Raw genomic sequence first — 15,861 nt, forward strand, 5'->3', positions numbered from 1 at the left:
CCGATTCCATTCGAGCGGATGACGAGATTCGAACTCGCGACCCTCACCTTGGCAAGGTGATGCGCTACCACTGCGCCACATCCGCACTTCGCCTGCATTATTTGCTGACTTGGAAGACTCTACCCGATTCTGGACAGGCTCGCCGCACCCGGAGCGGCGAACCCTCGCCGAGAGCACGGGAGAGGGCCGACTCCCCCGTAAAATCAGGCCCCGGGCAGGCAAAGAAAAAACCCCCGAGTTACCGGGGGTTTATCTGTCTCGCACTACAACTGTGGGCGATACTGGGATCGAACCAGTGACCTCTTCCGTGTCAGGGAAGCGCGCTACCGCTGCGCCAATCGCCCAGTTCCTGAAAATCGCTTTTCTGGAGTGGAGGTGGATACGGGATTCGAACCCGTGTACACGGCTTTGCAGGCCGTTGCCTCGCCTCTCGGCCAACCCACCACTTGGGATTCGTATCAAAAAGAACCGGCCTTTCGGCCGATTCCATTCGAGCGGATGACGAGATTCGAACTCGCGACCCTCACCTTGGCAAGGTGATGCGCTACCACTGCGCCACATCCGCAACTGCACACATTTCTGCGCGCTTGAAGACTCTAGCGGATAGGCCCGCGCATATTCAAACCGAGCCGCACCGGCGTGTTGCCTGCTCTCGATGTGCGCCAGTCGTCCGCTCTGGGCTAGTATCAGAACTCGTGGTTGCAGCTCTGGCCACATGGGCGATTGGCGCAGTTGGTAGCGCGCTTCCTTCACACGGAAGAGGTCATCGGTTCGAGTCCGGTATCGCCCACACGAGAAAAAGCCCCGGATATCCGGGGCTTTTTCATTTGTCCGCTTACTCCGTCATTCGGCGAGCAGCGTGATCAGGCTCGGTTTCCCGAGATCACGCGAGCGAGCCAGACGATCAGGGCGATCACGGCGAGAACGATGCCGACCCAGATGAGGAAGTTGAGCGACTCAACGAATCCTCCCGTGAGCAGTAGAACGATGGCGACAATAGCGACGATGACGAGGAGGACATTCATGGTTCTCCCCCACCTTTCATTGGTTGGACTCTCAGTGAAGAACGGTCTGTTCAGTGATGCTTGTGCCTGCCGGTCAGTCCTTGAGGGCATCCTTCACGTTCTCTCCGGCCTGCTTGAGGTTCGCCTTGGCCTGGTCGGCTTTGCCTTCCGCTTCCAGACGCTCATTGTCGGTCAGTTTTCCGGCGGCTTCCTTGGCTTTGCCGACGGCTTCCTCGGCGGTGTTCTTGATCTTGTCCGACGCGCTCATGGAGTGGGTCCTTTCGCTCGTACCCGGTGTTGTGTCGTCAGTATAAAACTCCCGGCCACGGTCATCTAGGCTGACAGGCATGGACGGGCTGATCGGACTCTGGGGGCAACTCTCCGCCCGAAATGCCCCTCTTCCCGCGCTCACGGCATGGCTGACCATCGTGGCCGCCGCCGCGCTTGTCCTGGTTCCGGCCGTGTGGCGGGTCAGCCGCCACGTCATCACGATCGTGCACGAGGGCGGCCACGCTGTCGTGGCGACGTTGAGCGGACGCCGGCTGGGCGGCATCCGTCTGCACTCCGACACGTCGGGGCTGACCGTGAGCAGCGGGCGCCCGCGCGGCCTCGGCATGGTGCTGACCCTGCTGGCCGGTTACACGGCACCAGCCCTGCTGGGGCTCGGCGCGGCCGGGATGCTCAGCCACGGCTACGACATCGGCCTGCTGTGGTTGCTGCTGGCCGCCCTCGCGCTGCTGTTGATACAGATCCGCAACTGGTTCGGGCTCTGGTCTGTGCTCGTCACAGCCGGCCTGGTCTTCGGAATCACGTGGTTCGGGTCTCCCCCGGTGCAGAGCGTCTTCGCCCTGCTGCTCACGGCGTTCCTGCTCTTCGGAGCCATGCGCACGGTTGTCGAGCTGCAACGTTCGCGGTCCAGAAGCCGCGGCGGCGCATCGGACGCCGACCAGCTGGCACGTCTGACCCACCTGCCGGGCGTGGTCTGGGTGGCCGTGTTCTTCGCCGCGACCGTGGCGTGCGCCGGGTTCGCCGCCCGGTTCCTCGGCCTGCTGGCCTGAACCGGACGGTCGAGGGGCCTCAGCCTCAGTCGATCGCCGGCACAGCGTATTTGAAGCCGACGTGGGACGGCGTGAAACCCAACCGTTCATAGAACCGGTGCGCATCGCCGCGGGCGGCGTCCGAGGTGAGTTGCACGAGGTGTGCGCCGAAAGCCGGGGCATTGCGCGTCGCCCACTCGATCATCGCCCCGCCGAGCCCTCGGCTCCTCTGATCTGATCGCACCCGAACGGCCTCGATCTGCAACCGGGATGACCCGACGCGGGAGAGCCCGGGGATGACGGTGAGCTGCATGGTGGCGACCACATCGCCCTGGAGCGACGTCGCGACCAGCAGCTGCTGCGCCGGATCGGCGTCGATTGCGGCGAAGGCCCGCTCGTAGGCGGGCCGGTCTTCCGTCTTGCCCGTGTCGCCTCGGGACGCGCTGATGGAATCATCCGCGAGAAGCCCCACGATGGCAGTCAGGTCCCGCAGCACAGCACGCCGAAGGATCGCAGAACCGGAGGGAAGAGTAAGGGTGACGTCGTCCATCCACCGACTATGTCAGACACGCGGTATGGGCTTTCGTCGGCGCTGCCTTCACCCGCGGCGCACGCCCGCTAGCCTGAGGCCATGTCAACCGCGGAGATCGACTCAACACGACGTTGGATGCAGGTTTTCGGAGTCGTCTTCAGCGTGTCGATTCTTGCGCTCGGCCTGTGGCTGAGCCTGGCCACCGGAGAGTGGATCGCCCTTCTCTGCGCGTCAGGGCTGGTTGCACTCCCCGTCGGGGGCGTGGCCCTCCGCTCTCGCAGATCGCGTTAGTCGCCCGAGCAGGCTCACGATGATCAGTGTTCGAGGCGTGGTCGCCGCGTTGTCGAATTCCCCGTGACAGCCGGATCTGGGGCCACGATCGCCCCCCTGGGACCTGGGCACTGCCGTCTGAGCTCTACCTGCTTCAGCTCTACCTGCTTCAGCTCTGGCCGCAGCCCGTGTGCGCTCCCCTGGTCGTGCGGAGCGAGTCACCCTGAGCGCAGTACTGGGTCCACGGCGGCCGAACCTCCGACTAGAAGGGTGCGGGTTCGGGCGTTTCGCCTGAGTCGGACCCCGGCTCGGGCCCCGGTTCCGCCGGGTTCGTGGCCGGTTTCGCGGCCGTCGACGCCGAGTGGATGATCGTGGCCGGCTCACTCACGAACGTGCGCCCCGTCGGCGACGTCCACTCCAGCAACCCGTCACCGAGATGCACCACCCGCCACCCGGTCTCACTCTTGAGCGCATGACACGCCCGGCACAGGTGCGCGAGATTGTCGTGCGCGGTCACACCGTCGAACTGCCAATCCACGGAATGGTCCAGGTCGCAGTGCGCGGCCGATTTGTTGCAGCCCGGGAACCGGCAGGTTTTGTCCCGCACCCGCAGCAACCGTTTCAGGTCTTTCGGCACCTTGTACCGGTCCCGGCCGACCGACAGCACGGCGCCCGTTTCCGGGTGCACCAGGATGCGGGTGAAGCTCGGCGCCCCGGCCGCGATCTGCCGGGCCGTGTCCGGGTCGATCGGCCCATACCCCTCCAGGAACCCCGGCTCCTCACCGAGCCCCATCAACGTGAGCACCGGAACTGTCACGTTCACCGCACCCCGAATACCCTTGCCGACCCCGGACGGTGTGACCCCGTCGAGGATCACGTCGGCGAACACATCCGCCGTCAACTGCGTCAGCGTGCGCTCCTCGCCCGAACCCTGCAGGCTCAACGCGGCCAGCGTCACCCGCTCGAACGCCCCGGCCACCTTCTCCGCACTGTCATACAGCGTCAGCGACGCCATGCCGTCGGGTTCGGGCTCGAAGAACACCGCCCGGTCCCGCACCGACTTCTGGTGCCGGGCCCTGATCGTCTCCGGGTGCAGACGTTCCCGCAACAGCCGCGCCCGATACTTCAGCTTCGACGCCGTCACCGTACCCGCCGCACGCAGCACCGCCGCCTCGAACGCGGGCTTCGCCTCCTCGGGCACCGACCAGGCCTGATTGATCACCGCCCGCGCATGCTGATAACTGATCTCCCCCGCCGCCAACGCGACCCGGGTCGCGGGGAGCTCGACGGCCAGGGCCCGGCTCTCCGCGATCAGGTTCTCCGCCGTGCGCCGCGGCACCCGGATCGTGCACGCCAACTCACTCACGAACTCCCGCTCCGCGACCTCCGCCGCATCCCACCGCGACCCCGGCAGCCGCACGGCCGCGTTCGCCCGCGACTGCCCGAACCGCCGGCCCGCCTCGACCAACTCCGCCCGCCGCGCAAAGGCCTGCGCGATGGCCCGTTCGGCCTCCGCGATCGCCTCGAAATGCGCCGCGAGAGCCTCCTGCTCGGCAATGAATGAGGGCCTCATGAGACACACGTTACGGGCACCCACCGACATTCCCCGCGGCATCCGCCCGGCTCCGGGTGTCCTGTGGATAACCCGATCAGGGCGACATTGTGGAGGAATCGACCGAGGCTCGACAGCCCCGACTACAGCCCCGGCTACGGACCCAGACCCGGCTGCAGCTCAGCCGGCAGCGCCGAACCAGGTCGTGACACCGGGTGAATAGAGCACGGAATCCGGCGCGCGGGCGGCTAGCCCGGGGAAACCGGCCACGGCAAGCAGGGTGTCGTCAAGACTCACCAGCTCGGCCTCGAAAAGATCCCACGGCTCGTGGTGGTTACGCAGGTGCACCGTGCGCCCCCGCGTGCGAGTGAAGAGAGCCCAGCGCGCGGTGAGGAAGTCGGCGAGCGGGTCTCCGACCACCGGACGCATGGTCGGCCGCACCACGATCTCGGTGTGCGCCCCGGCAGCGAGGTGGCGACGGGAGGTGTAGTGGTACTCCCCCGACACGACCTCGAGCCGGGTGCGCGACCACATGTACGGGATCGAGAAGAGCGCCCGGGCGGCCAGCACGGCCGCGAGGCGGGAAGCTTCCAGGGAGACGAAGACAACGCCGCGGTGACCATTCGCGTCGACCGCGTACAGGCGCACGTTCACCTCGACGAAGGTGCCGAAATACGGGATGGGCGGGCTACCGAAGACGGTGGCGCGGTCGAGCACGAACGGAATCAACCCGACCCAGCTGGTTCCGTCGAATTCGTCCGGAACGAGACCCTCCGGCAACAGGGGTGCCACGAGGTCTGCGTCCACGCGCCAGTGCAGGAACATCAGATTCGACCAGCGTTGGCTGGAGGAGTCCCGCCCCGCGAGCCGGGGCGCGACCGCCGAGATCGGGTCCATCGCGGCATCCGTCATCTGGAACTCTCCCTTGCTCAGCGTGCTGCACCGAGCACCCTGAGGAACTCCGTGCGGGTTAATGCTACTCGCCCGGGAACCGGTTCCACCCCACTGACGCGAAGCCTTTCCTGGACCGGAAATACCGCTGAACCTGCGTTTTTGCTGGCAGCGGATGCGGGGTTCCGCCGTCATACCCCCCATTATGGAGGGTCAGCCAATTGTCACCTTCCTCGGATGAGGACGGCCAGGACCCGCTATCCACGATGGAGGCGACAGTTCCTTGAGCCCTGTGGATTGCTGCTCATCCCCCGCGCACGACTGCGCACACCCCCGCCCCGGACTACCCGTCACCCGATAAGGACGCGCGAAACCATGGCCGAACTGCCCCCTTCCATTCCCCCTGCCCCGGGCCGGTCCGATCCCGGCCCAAGCCCGACAGGCGCCACAGGAACAGGCATCACAGGAACCGACACCACCAGCACCACTGGCCTCCCCCCGGTACCCGCCGCCACCCGGGTGAACAAGACCGTCTTCTCCGGCTCCGCCGCCGGCGTCATCATCATCGCCCTGTGGGCCATCCTCCTGCCCGAGAACGCCGACCAGGTCATCGGCTCCGTCGTGACCTGGGTCTCCACGAATCTGGGCTGGTACTACTTCCTGATCGTCACCCTCGTGGTGATCTTCGTGCTTGGCGCGGCCATCTCCCGCGTCGGCAAAACAAGGCTCGGCCCCGACCATTCCCGACCCCAATTCAGCCTGTTCACCTGGTCGGCCATGCTGTTCGCGGCCGGAATCGGCATCGACCTGATGTTCTTCTCGGTGTCCGAACCCGTCAGCCAGTACCTGGCGCCACCCACCGGTGACGGCAGCACCGTGGAAGCGGCACGCCAGGCCATGGTCTGGACCCTGTTCCACTACGGGATCACCGGCTGGGCGCTCTACGCCCTGATGGGGCTTGCCCTCGGGTATTTCGCCTACCGGCACAACCTGCCCCTGAGTATCCGTTCGGCCCTGTACCCGATCTTCGGCAAGCGAATCCACGGGCCGATCGGCCACGCGGTCGACATCGCCGCGGTTCTCGGCACCATCTTCGGCATCGCCACGTCGCTCGGAATCGGCGTGGTGCAGTTGAACTACGGTCTGACCTTCATGTTCGACATGCCGGAGAACGTCTGGGTGCAGGGTTCCCTGATCCTGCTATCGGTCGCCATGGCCGCGATCTCCGTGCTCTCCGGCGTGGAGAAGGGAATCCGTCGACTGTCCGAGCTGAACGTCATCCTGGCCGTGGGCCTGATGCTGTTCGTGCTGATCGTGGGCAATACCAGTTTTCTGCTCGACGCCATCGTGCAGAACATCGGCGACACACTGAGCCGGTTCCCGGGCATGACCCTGGACACCTTCGCCTACGATCGCCCGGATGCCTGGATGAACGGCTGGACGCTCTTCTTCTGGGCCTGGTGGATCGCCTGGGCGCCGTTCGTCGGGCTGTTCCTGGCCCGCATCTCACGCGGACGGACCATCCGCGAGTTCGTCGCCGGCACGATGATCATCCCCTTCGCATTCATCCTGATCTGGATCTCCGTCTTCGGGAACAGCGCCCTCGCCATCGTCATCGGCGGCGACGCCGGCTTCGGCGACGTCGCCATGAATTCGCCCGAGCGGGGGTTCTACTCGTTGCTGGCCGAGTTCCCCGCAGCGCCGTTCAGCGCCGCGGTCGCCACCTTCACCGGGCTGCTGTTCTACGTCACCTCCGCCGATTCCGGTGCCCTGGTGATGGCGAACTTCACCTCGCACTTGAAGGATGCCGATTCCGACGGCCCGAAGTGGCTGCGCCTGTTCTGGGCGGTCACCACGGGCGTGCTGACGCTGTCCATGCTGCTGGTGGGCGGCATCCCGACCCTGCAGAACGCGACCATCATCATGGGGCTGCCGTTCTCGGCCGTGCTTCTGTTCATCATGCTGGGCCTGTACAAAGCTCTCCGGGTCGAACAGTCGCTCACCGACAGCTACCGGCAGAGCCTGCCCGGACTGCTGTCGGGCCGGTCGGCGGACACGGCCCGCGGCCGCAACTGGCGGCACCGTCTCTCCCGTGCCATGACCTATCCCGGCCAGCGCCAGGCCGAACGATTCGCGGCCGAGGTGGCCCAGCCCGCCCTGCAGGACGTGCACGACGAACTGGTCACCCAGGGTGCCGACGTCTCCCTCAGCCAGGGTGTGGTGGAGGGGCTGCGGATTCCGCACCTCGACCTGCTCGTCGGAATGGGCGATGAGCGCGGATTCAAGTATCAGATCTACCCCGTGCAGTACGACACTCCGACGTATGCGGTCCGCTCGGCGTCCTCGGGTGCCAAGTACTGCCGCATGGAGGTGTTCTCCCTGGAGGGCAGCCACGGCTACGACCTGATGGGTTACAACAAGGAGCAGGTCATCACGGACGTTCTCGACCACTACGAGACGCACCTGGACTTCCTGCATCTGAACCGGGAAAACCCCGGCGGCAACACCCTGGTGGCAGACGATCACCTGGCCAAAGACAATTGGGAAGCCGACTTCGAGTCGGAAGAGGTAACACAGTGAGCACCACGACACTTTTCATCGACGGAGCCTGGGTAGCCGCCTCCGACGGAGGCACCCGGCAGATCACCTGCCCCGCGGACGGCGCGCCCGTCGGCACCGTGTCCGAGGCGACGACGACGGATGTCGAGACCGCCATCCGCGCGGCCCGCACCGCCTTCGACACGGGAACCTGGCCCACCACGCCCGCACCCGAGCGCGGCGATTTCCTACTCCGCGTGGCCGCCGGCCTCCGGGACCGGAAGGCCGCCTTCGCCCGGGCCGAAACGCTGGACACCGGCAAGCGCCTGGTCGAGAGCGAGATCGACATCGACGACATCGCGAACTGCTTCACCTACTTCGGCAAGCTCGCCGGACAGGACGCCGGCCGGATCGTGGACGCCGGGGACGAGAGCGTGCTCAGCCGCATCGTGCACGAGCCGGTGGGGGTCTGCGGTCTGATCGCGCCCTGGAACTACCCGCTGTTGCAGGCCGCCTGGAAGATCGCCCCGGCCCTCGCCGCCGGCAACACCTTCATCCTCAAGCCCAGCGAGCTCACCCCGCACACCTCCATCCTGATGATGCGGCTGCTCGACGATCTCGGGCTGCCGCACGGCGTCGCCAACCTGGTGCTCGGCGCCGGGCCGGTCGCCGGGGCACCGCTGTCCAGCCATCCCGACGTCGACCTGGTCTCCTTCACCGGTGGCCTGGCCACGGGCAAGCTGATCGCGGCCGCGGCCGCCGGCACGGTCAAGAAGGTCGCCCTCGAGCTCGGCGGCAAGAACCCGAACGTCATCTTCGCGGACGCGGACTTCGACGCCGCCGTGGACAACGCCCTCAACGGCGCCTTCGTGCACTCGGGCCAGGTCTGCTCGGCCGGGTCGCGCCTCGTTGTGGAGGAATCAATCGCGGAGCGGTTCGTCGACGAACTCGTGCGCCGTGCCGATCAGATCCGCTTGGGCGGTCCGTTCGACCCCGACGCCGAAACCGGCCCGCTGATCTCCGCCGCACACCGCGACAAGGTCACCGCCTACGTCGACAAGGGCCTCGCCGAGGGTGCCCGGCTGCGCTGCGGCGGCACCTGGGGCACGGGCGACCTGGAGAAGGGCTTCTACTACACCCCGACCGTGCTCGATCAGGTGCGCCGAGGGATGTCCGTGGTCGTCGACGAGGCGTTCGGCCCCGTCGTCACCGTGGAGACCTTCCGCACCGAGGCCGACGCCGTGAATATCGCCAATGACACCGTTTACGGCCTCGCCGGTGCGGTCTGGACCCAGGATGCCGGCCGGGCGCAGCGCGTCGCGAAGCTCCTGCGCCACGGCACCGTCTGGATCAATGATTTCCACCCGTACCTGCCGCAGGCGGAGTGGGGCGGATACGGCCAGTCCGGCACGGGCCGGGAGCTCGGCCCGGCCGGCCTGGCCGAATACCAGGAGACCAAGCACATCTACCAGAACACAGCCCCGCAGGTCACCGGCTGGTTCGCGGCCCGGTAACCCCCGGCGAGAAAGGGAACACTCTCATGACGACTGAACTGACGAACACGGAATTCGACTACATCGTGATCGGCGGCGGCTCCGCGGGAGCCGCCGTCGCCGCCCGGCTGAGCGAGGATCCGGAGGTGCAGGTCGCGCTGGTGGAGGCCGGCCCGGACGACCGCGGCGTCGACGCCATCCTGCAGCTGGACCGGTGGATGGAACTGCTGGAATCCGGCTACGACTGGGACTACCCCATCGAACCGCAGCAGAACGGCAACTCCTTCATGCGCCACGCCCGCGCCAAGGTGCTGGGCGGCTGCTCGAGCCACAACTCCTGCATCGCCTTCTGGGCACCCCGGGAAGACCTGGACGAGTGGGCCGGAAAGCACGGCGCCGCCGGGTGGGAGGCCGACAGCATCCTGCCGCTGTTCACCCGGCTGGAGACCAACGAGGACACGGATGCCCACCACGGCCATGACGGCCCCGTGCACCTGATGAACGTGCCCGCGACCGACCCGGCCGGGATCGCGCTCCTCGACGCCTGTGAGCAGGCCGGCATCCCGCGGGCCCGATTCAACGACGGCAGCACGGTCGTCAACGGCGCCAACTTCTTCCAGATCAACCGCCAGGCGGACGGCACCCGGGCGTCGTCGTCGGTGTCCTACATCCATCCGATCATGCAGCGGGGCAACTTTACCCTGCTGACCGACCTGCGGGCGCGCAAGCTGGTCTTCGACGAGAACCGGCGCTGCACCGGCGTCGACGTCGTGGACGCCGCGTTCGGCAAGACGCACCGGCTGACCGCCCGGCACGAGGTCATCCTCTCGGCCGGCGCGATCGACTCGCCCAAGCTGCTGATGCTCTCCGGGATCGGCCCGGACGCGCACCTCCGGGAGCACGGCATCCCGGTGCTCGTGGACTCGCCCGGCGTCGGTGAGAACCTGCAGGACCACCCCGAAGGCGTCATCCAGTGGGAAGCGAAGAAGCCCATGACGGAGACGTCCACCCAGTGGTGGGAGATCGGCATCTTCACGACCACCGAAGAGGGCCTCGACCGCCCGGACCTGATGTTCCACTACGGTTCCGTGCCCTTCGACATGCACACGGCCCGCCACGGCTACCCGACCACGGAGAACGGCTTCTGCCTGACCCCGAACGTCACCCACGCCCGGTCCCGCGGCACGATCCGGCTGCGCAGCAGCGACTACCGCGACAAGCCGCTGGTGGATCCGCGCTACTTCACCGACCCGCACGACATGCGGGTCATGGTGGCCGGCATCCGCAAGGCCCGCGAGATCGTGGCGCAGCCGGCCATGGCCGAGTGGGCCGGCGCCGAGCTCTACCCCGGTGACGCGGTGCAGACGGATGCCGAGATCACCGACTACATCCGGAAGACCCACAACACCGTGTACCACCCCGCCGGAACCGTCCGCATGGGCGCGGAGGCCGACGCCGGTTCGCCCCTCGACCCGCAGTTGCGGGTCAAGGGCGTCACCGGGCTGCGGGTGGCCGACGCCTCGGTGATGCCCGAACTGGTCACGGTGAACCCGAACATCACCACGATGATGATCGGCGAACGCTGCGCCGACCTGGTGAAGGCGGCCCGAGCGGCCGTCTCCGTCTAGCTCCTGCGCGGCCCGAACCGATACCGGGCCGCGCTACGCCTCGACGGCCGGAGCGGCCAGGGCGTGGTCGACGTCGGCCTGCTGGGCGGTCGTGAGCGAGGGCACCGGGTTGGCGACCTTCGCCGCGGCGGCACCGGCGGCGGCGCCTCCGACGAGGTTGCCGAGCATCTCGCGGATGCCGATTCCCATGGTGGACTTGAGCACCCCGTCGACCTCGGTGAAGCCCGAGGCGACGTTCTTGGTCAGCTGGCTGGCGCCATCCGTGGAGATGACCGTCAGGTTGTCGATGTTCGACATCGGGGCGGCCAGCTCGCGGGCGATCTCGGGCAACATCTCCACCATGCGCAGCTGGATCAGCGCCTCGCTCTGCTCGGCGACGGCCTCGGCGGACAGCCGGGTGGCGGTCGCCTCCGCGGTACCCCGGGCGAGGATCGCATCGGCCTCGGCCTGACCCTCCGCCCGGAGGGCCTCGGCGTTGGCGATCCGGCTGTCGCGGTCGGCGTTCGCGCCGGCCACAGCGGCCTCGGCCGCAGCGATCGCCGTCACCCGGATGCGGTATGCGTCGGCGTCGGCGATGGCGTTGACCTCGGACTCCAGCTCAGCCTTGCGCAGCGACGCACGGCGCTGAGCGGTCAGCTCCTGCTCCTGCACGATGGCCTGCTGGGCCTTCGCCTCGGCCAGCGGCTTGGCCGCGGCGGCTTCGGCAGCCGCCTTATCGGTGTCCAGCTGCAGGGCGGCCTTGCGCAGCGCGAGCGTGTTCTGCGCCTCGGCGATGGCCTGCTCGGCGAGGATGGCGGCCTCCTGGGCTTCCCGGTTGGCTGCGTGCTCGGCAACCTCGGCCTGACGCCGCACCTTGGCCTGCTCGGCGCGGCCGAGGTCGCGGATGTAGTCGTTCTCGTCGGTGATGCCCTTGATCTCGAATGAGTCCACGTCGACGCCCTGGTTGGCCAGAGACTCCCGAGCGGTGGCCAGCACGGAGGAGCCGAGCTCATCGCGCTTCTGGATGATGGTCATCACGTTCGTGCCACCGATCGACGACCGCAGGGATCCCGACAGCACTTCCTGCGCGAAGCCGTCGATGTTCTTGTCCTGGCCGAGGAACCGCTGCGCCGCGGCCCGGATGGCCGCCGGGTCGTCGCCGACCTTCACGATCGCGACGGCTTCCACGGTCAGGGTCACGCCGTTCTGGTCCTGGGCGACGGCCGTGATCTCAATCGCGCGACTGCGGAGGCTGATCTTGAACGCCTTCTGGAAGAACGGGGTGATGAACACGCCCTGGCCATGCACGACGCGCTGCCCGGATTCCTCGAGGGTGGCGCCGTCGACGATGGTCTTCTTCGACTTCTTGCCGGTGATCACCAGGGCCTCGTCCGGCCCCGCGTTCTTGTAGACGCTCTTGGCGTAGATCAGGCCGATCAGGAAGACGACGATTCCCAGCGTGATGAGGCCGGGGATGGGGCTGAGCAGGAATTCGAACATGGGGTCCTTCCGTTCCGCCGGCACACGACGATCATGCGCGTGGCCTCGTGCCGCGACGCGCGGGTCACGAGACCCTCGAATCCTACTGGTTGGTCAGAGGAGACCGCGCTCCTGCGCGATGGCGCAGGCCCGCGCCCGGTCCGTGGCCTCGAGCTTCCGGTAGATGTTGCGCAGATGGGTCTTGACGGTGTTGGCGCTGACACTGTGTTTGCGGGCGATGTCCGCGATGGTCTGGTGGAACGGCAACTCCCGCAACAGCTCCCGTTCTCGTTCGGTGAGCACCTGGGTGTGACCCACGGTGCGCATCGCGGTGTGCCCCGGGTGGGACGTCCCCGGCGCCGGCGCCGAACGGCTGAGAATCCGGCGGGCGAAGCCGTCCAGGTCTCCCAGCCGCCCGATCCTCGCCTCGAGGAGGGCCACCCCGAGCCTGCCGACCCCCAGGAAGGCCCGCTCGACGCGCAGCCGTTCGGCCAGGCGCAGCGCCCGTACCAGGCGGGCATCCGCTTCGGCCGGGCGGTCCCTCTCCGCGGCGATCCCGGCGAGCACGATCCAGGCACTCACGAGCGTGGATCCGCGCCAGCACCGGCCGGCCGGGGTGGCGGCTGCCGCGAGCCGGCTGCCGCCGCCGCGGTCGTCCCGCGCGGGCGGATTCGCGAGAAAACGGAGCAGCACGGCCTCCAGCGAATCCGTCCCCAGCACGGTGTCCACCAGCATGGCCACGCGTGCGGCCTCCGTCCGGCCGTCAAGCAGACAGGTCAGATCAAACCAGGGAAGGCAGCACAGGCTGAGCACGCGCGGTTGGGCGTCGGCGGCTTCCCGCAGGAGCCCATTCATGCTCTCGAGCGCCGAGCGCGGCCTCGGGCCTTCCTCCATCTCCGCCAGTGTGAGCAGAGCCTGCGCGGGCACGATGAGCCCGTGATCGGCCATCAGCGGGTCCGCCGCCACAATCCTCGCGAGCATGCTCGTGTCCAGCGGGTCGCACCGCTCATACCGACGCTGCTGGTGGGAGACCCAGGCGCGGGCCGCCGCCCGGTCGAACGGTTCCCCCGGCTCGGCTGCTCCGGCACCCATCATGAGTCGCGTCGAGGCCGCCGTGGCCCGGGCCACCTGCTCGTCGATCCGGCCGGCACGCCTCCAGTCACCCCGGCGGGCCGCCGATGTGGCGCCGAGGTCACCGGCCAGCAGGAACAACCACTGGTAGCCGGCATTCCGGGCACTCACGGCCACCTCCCGCAGCCCAGTCTCGGCCTGCTCCGCCGCGCCCAGACCGGCGTGACACCAGGCCTCGGCGGTGGTGACCAGCAGGTCGACGCCGAGGTGGGGCAGACACCCCGGACCGTCACGGGCAGCGCGCAGCGCGGACAGACCGGTCCGGATCTCGTCGTCGCTGTCGGCGCGGAACGCGGTCAGCGCAGCGATCACGGCGGTCCAGGTCTGCGCCCGGTTCCCGCTCGGCCACGCCGGCGAGCCGGGCCGGACCGACCCGAGCCCCGTCAGCAGGTGCCGGGCCTGCGCTCGGTCGGGAAAGTACGGTGCCTCCAGGAGCAGCCGCAGGGTCGACGCCGCGGGCTCCGCCTCGCCCTCGACGAGCGCAGCCTGCCCTTCCAGCGCCCTGACCACGAGGTCAGGCGTTCCCCGGAGCACGAGGTCGAGACCGAAGGTGTCGAGCATTTCGGCGATGAGGCGGGGCAGCCGGGACTCCAGAGCCTGTTCGAGGGCGTCACCTCCCTCGCCGCGACGCGCGAACCAGCGGGAGGCGCGCTCGTGCGCCCCCGCGGCAGCCCCGGCATCGTGCCTCCGCGCCTCGGATTGCAGGTAGGCCAGCAGGATCGGGTGGATGCGATACCCGTCCGTGTCCTCCCTGGTGATCAGGGCCCCCTGCCCGGCCAGCCGATCCAGCACCGCTCCGGCATCCGTTCGATGTGTCACGTGGACGGCCAGATCGACTGTGACCAGGTCCCGAACGGCGGCGCCCAGCACCGTATCCCGATCAGTGTCGGTCCACCCGGCGACGATCTCCTCGCGCAGGAACCCGGCCACCCCGGGGTCGTCACCGTCGAAACCCCGTATCCTCCGGGCGGAGTCTGCGCCGACCCCGAGACTCGGAACGATCACCGCCAGACCGGTGGCCCATCCTGCGGTTCGGTGCATCAGGATGTCTACCTCCTGCTGGGTCAGCACCATCCGATGCCCGGCCGCGAGCGCCAGCAACTCTCTCCGGTCGAATGCCAGCTGCCCGGGCGCCAGGTCGACCATCGCGCCGCAGGCACGCAGGGGGGTCATTCCCGCACCCGGCCGGGAGCGTCCGGCGACCACGACCCGGATGCCGTCCTGCACCGAGGCGACCCACTCTCCCAGCAGCCCCGGCTGTTCGGCGCTGCGCAGGTCGAAGTCATCGACGAACACGTACGCGTTCCCCCCGTCGCCTGACACCGACGGGGTCGGCGCACCCTGCTCGGCCCGCTGCCAGACATCCGCGGGACGGAGGTCCGCCGGATCCGGGGCGCGCAACCACGTCACCGACTCCCCTGCTCGGCGGAGTCGACGGGCCCACGCCGCCAACAGGGTCGTCTTGCCGGCACCGGCCGGCGCCCACACACCGACGCACCGCACCTCGCCGGCGCAGAGACGATGGAATGCTCCGTCGAGCCGGGGCCGATCCACCTCCGTCGCGGCGGGTGCCGGAATCTGCGATTCGACTCCCAGCGGGTGGGTTCCGAACGGCTGGGTTCCGAACGGCTGGGTTCCGAACACCCGGGTCGTTCCCGGCGCGAAGCTGGCTGGTACCCGATGCACAGTCATCGAGACACGTCCTCCGTTCGCGGCCCTGGGTGGTCGGTCGGCAGGGTCACCCTAGCTCTCTGCACTATCGGCGGATAGAGCACGCCGAATTCACCCGGTTCGGGTGACGGTGGCTCTGCCCCTCGGACGTATGACGGTGGCACACGCCACCCGCTGGCGTGCTCGGCGCTCGGCGCTCGAAAACAGCAAGGCCCGCAGATGAGGAGAAAGTGCCATGGACTTCTGGGAAAACCTGTGGGGAACGATCTGGTTCTTCTTCTGGACCTTCGCGATCATTTCCTATTTCTTCGCCCTCTTCGCCGTTGTGTTCGATCTGTTCCGTGATCGGCAGCTCAACGGCTGGGCGAAGGCGGCCTGGTTCCTCTTCCTGTTCTTCGTTCCCTTCCTCACGGTGCTGATCTACGTGATCGCCCGCGGCCAGGGCATGGCGGAACGCAGTTCCCGGGAGTCCAGGCAGTACCAGGCCGAGACCGACGACTACATCCGCAGTGTCGCTCGAACCGGTTCCGGTGCCAGCGAGGAGATCAGCCGGGCGAAGGCCCTTCTCGATGCCGGGACGATCTCGCCGGCCGAATTCGAGTCTCTGAAGGCGAAAGCGTTGTCGAGCTCGTCCTATACCGAGTAGGCACACCCCG

The 15,861-nt window shown here is 67.9% G+C and carries 13 protein-coding genes and 5 tRNA genes; 7 read left to right on the top strand and 11 right to left on the bottom strand.

Going from position 1 to position 15,861, the window contains the following annotated elements; genetic code table 11:
- Positions 1-13: 13 nt before the first annotated feature.
- From AC0J5J_RS03760 to AC0J5J_RS03775, 4 genes are all read right to left on the bottom strand, one after another.
- Positions 14-85, bottom strand: a tRNA-Gly gene (locus AC0J5J_RS03760).
- A 187-nt stretch (positions 86-272) separates the two neighbouring features.
- Positions 273-344: transfer RNA gene (locus tag AC0J5J_RS03765), tRNA-Val, on the bottom strand.
- Between the two features lie 26 nt (positions 345-370).
- A tRNA-Cys gene (locus AC0J5J_RS03770) sits at positions 371-444 on the bottom strand.
- A gap of 49 nt (positions 445-493) precedes the next feature.
- Positions 494-565: transfer RNA gene (locus AC0J5J_RS03775), tRNA-Gly, on the bottom strand.
- A 152-nt stretch (positions 566-717) separates the two neighbouring features.
- Here AC0J5J_RS03775 and AC0J5J_RS03780 point away from each other — a divergent pair.
- Positions 718-790, top strand: a tRNA-Val gene (locus AC0J5J_RS03780).
- A 73-nt stretch (positions 791-863) separates the two neighbouring features.
- Here the strand turns inward: AC0J5J_RS03780 and AC0J5J_RS03785 are convergent.
- Both AC0J5J_RS03785 and AC0J5J_RS03790 read right to left on the bottom strand, forming a co-directional pair.
- Positions 864-1,025, bottom strand: coding sequence for a hypothetical protein (locus AC0J5J_RS03785; protein WP_166785541.1), 162 nt, complete (start codon positions 1,023-1,025; stop codon positions 864-866).
- Positions 1,026-1,098: 73 nt separating this feature from the next.
- Positions 1,099-1,272 carry a CsbD family protein gene (locus tag AC0J5J_RS03790; protein WP_134425234.1) on the bottom strand — a complete coding sequence of 58 codons (174 nt, stop codon included), beginning with the start codon at positions 1,270-1,272 and terminating at the stop codon, positions 1,099-1,101.
- Positions 1,273-1,351: 79 nt separating this feature from the next.
- Here AC0J5J_RS03790 and AC0J5J_RS03795 point away from each other — a divergent pair, with 79 nt between their 5' ends.
- Positions 1,352-2,062 (top strand): M50 family metallopeptidase, encoded by a 711-nt coding sequence (locus tag AC0J5J_RS03795; RefSeq protein ID WP_474899564.1) that lies wholly within the window; start codon positions 1,352-1,354, stop codon positions 2,060-2,062.
- 25 nt (positions 2,063-2,087) lie between these two features.
- Here AC0J5J_RS03795 and AC0J5J_RS03800 read toward each other — a convergent pair whose 3' ends face one another.
- Positions 2,088-2,591, bottom strand: coding sequence for an N-acetyltransferase family protein (locus AC0J5J_RS03800; RefSeq protein ID WP_474899566.1), 504 nt, complete (start codon positions 2,589-2,591; stop codon positions 2,088-2,090).
- A gap of 81 nt (positions 2,592-2,672) precedes the next feature.
- Here AC0J5J_RS03800 and AC0J5J_RS03805 point away from each other — a divergent pair, with 81 nt between their 5' ends.
- Positions 2,673-2,864, top strand: coding sequence for a hypothetical protein (locus AC0J5J_RS03805; RefSeq protein ID WP_474899568.1), 192 nt, complete (start codon positions 2,673-2,675; stop codon positions 2,862-2,864).
- A gap of 241 nt (positions 2,865-3,105) precedes the next feature.
- On the opposite strand, the gene AC0J5J_RS03810 is transcribed toward AC0J5J_RS03805, so the two are convergent.
- Both AC0J5J_RS03810 and AC0J5J_RS03815 read right to left on the bottom strand, forming a co-directional pair.
- Positions 3,106-4,416 (bottom strand): HNH endonuclease signature motif containing protein, encoded by a 1,311-nt coding sequence (locus AC0J5J_RS03810; protein WP_474899570.1) that lies wholly within the window; start codon positions 4,414-4,416, stop codon positions 3,106-3,108.
- 159 nt (positions 4,417-4,575) lie between these two features.
- Positions 4,576-5,307, bottom strand: coding sequence for a YqjF family protein (locus AC0J5J_RS03815; protein ID WP_474899572.1), 732 nt, complete (start codon positions 5,305-5,307; stop codon positions 4,576-4,578).
- A gap of 354 nt (positions 5,308-5,661) precedes the next feature.
- Between AC0J5J_RS03815 and betT the strand changes: the two genes are divergently transcribed.
- Genes betT through AC0J5J_RS03830 form a run of 3 tightly spaced genes read left to right on the top strand, consistent with a single transcriptional unit; the run spans position 5,662 to position 10,945 of the window.
- Entirely contained in the window at positions 5,662-7,866 is a 2,205-nt protein-coding gene (gene betT / locus AC0J5J_RS03820; protein ID WP_474899573.1) for a choline BCCT transporter BetT, read from the top strand.
- Entirely contained in the window at positions 7,863-9,338 is a 1,476-nt protein-coding gene (locus AC0J5J_RS03825) for an aldehyde dehydrogenase family protein (RefSeq protein ID WP_474899575.1), read from the top strand. Before betT ends, AC0J5J_RS03825 begins: the two co-directional genes overlap by 4 nt.
- A 26-nt stretch (positions 9,339-9,364) precedes the next feature.
- Entirely contained in the window at positions 9,365-10,945 is a 1,581-nt protein-coding gene (locus tag AC0J5J_RS03830; RefSeq protein ID WP_474899577.1) for a GMC family oxidoreductase, read from the top strand.
- Between the two features lie 33 nt (positions 10,946-10,978).
- Here AC0J5J_RS03830 and AC0J5J_RS03835 read toward each other — a convergent pair whose 3' ends face one another.
- Entirely contained in the window at positions 10,979-12,424 is a 1,446-nt protein-coding gene (locus tag AC0J5J_RS03835; RefSeq protein WP_134425243.1) for a flotillin family protein, read from the bottom strand.
- 93 nt (positions 12,425-12,517) lie between these two features.
- Positions 12,518-15,226: a LuxR C-terminal-related transcriptional regulator gene (locus AC0J5J_RS03840; protein WP_474899579.1), complete on the bottom strand. Its 2,709-nt coding sequence runs from the start codon at positions 15,224-15,226 to the stop codon at positions 12,518-12,520.
- Between the two features lie 214 nt (positions 15,227-15,440).
- Between AC0J5J_RS03840 and AC0J5J_RS03845 the strand changes: the two genes are divergently transcribed.
- On the top strand, positions 15,441-15,851 hold the full coding sequence (locus AC0J5J_RS03845; protein WP_134425245.1) for an SHOCT domain-containing protein: 411 nt from the start codon (positions 15,441-15,443) through the stop codon (positions 15,849-15,851).
- Positions 15,852-15,861 lie beyond the last annotated feature (10 nt).

The organism is Cryobacterium sp. TS_SC_7, assembly GCF_056156285.1.

What these genes read in the sequence shown, in the direction of transcription:
- AC0J5J_RS03785 (WP_166785541.1), bottom strand. Translation starts at nt 1,025, where the DNA reads ATGAATGTCCTCCTCGTCATCGTCGCTATTGTCGCCATCGTTCTACTG.
- AC0J5J_RS03790 (WP_134425234.1), bottom strand. Translation starts at nt 1,272, where the DNA reads ATGAGCGCGTCGGACAAGATCAAGAACACCGCCGAGGAAGCCGTCGGC.
- AC0J5J_RS03795 (WP_474899564.1), top strand. Translation starts at nt 1,352, where the DNA reads ATGGACGGGCTGATCGGACTCTGGGGGCAACTCTCCGCCCGAAATGCC.
- AC0J5J_RS03800 (WP_474899566.1), bottom strand. Translation starts at nt 2,591, where the DNA reads ATGGACGACGTCACCCTTACTCTTCCCTCCGGTTCTGCGATCCTTCGG.
- AC0J5J_RS03805 (WP_474899568.1), top strand. Translation starts at nt 2,673, where the DNA reads ATGTCAACCGCGGAGATCGACTCAACACGACGTTGGATGCAGGTTTTC.
- AC0J5J_RS03810 (WP_474899570.1), bottom strand. Translation starts at nt 4,416, where the DNA reads ATGAGGCCCTCATTCATTGCCGAGCAGGAGGCTCTCGCGGCGCATTTC.
- AC0J5J_RS03815 (WP_474899572.1), bottom strand. Translation starts at nt 5,307, where the DNA reads ATGACGGATGCCGCGATGGACCCGATCTCGGCGGTCGCGCCCCGGCTC.
- betT (WP_474899573.1), top strand. Translation starts at nt 5,662, where the DNA reads ATGGCCGAACTGCCCCCTTCCATTCCCCCTGCCCCGGGCCGGTCCGAT.
- AC0J5J_RS03830 (WP_474899577.1), top strand. Translation starts at nt 9,365, where the DNA reads ATGACGACTGAACTGACGAACACGGAATTCGACTACATCGTGATCGGC.
- AC0J5J_RS03835 (WP_134425243.1), bottom strand. Translation starts at nt 12,424, where the DNA reads ATGTTCGAATTCCTGCTCAGCCCCATCCCCGGCCTCATCACGCTGGGA.
- AC0J5J_RS03840 (WP_474899579.1), bottom strand. Translation starts at nt 15,226, where the DNA reads ATGACTGTGCATCGGGTACCAGCCAGCTTCGCGCCGGGAACGACCCGG.
- AC0J5J_RS03845 (WP_134425245.1), top strand. Translation starts at nt 15,441, where the DNA reads ATGGACTTCTGGGAAAACCTGTGGGGAACGATCTGGTTCTTCTTCTGG.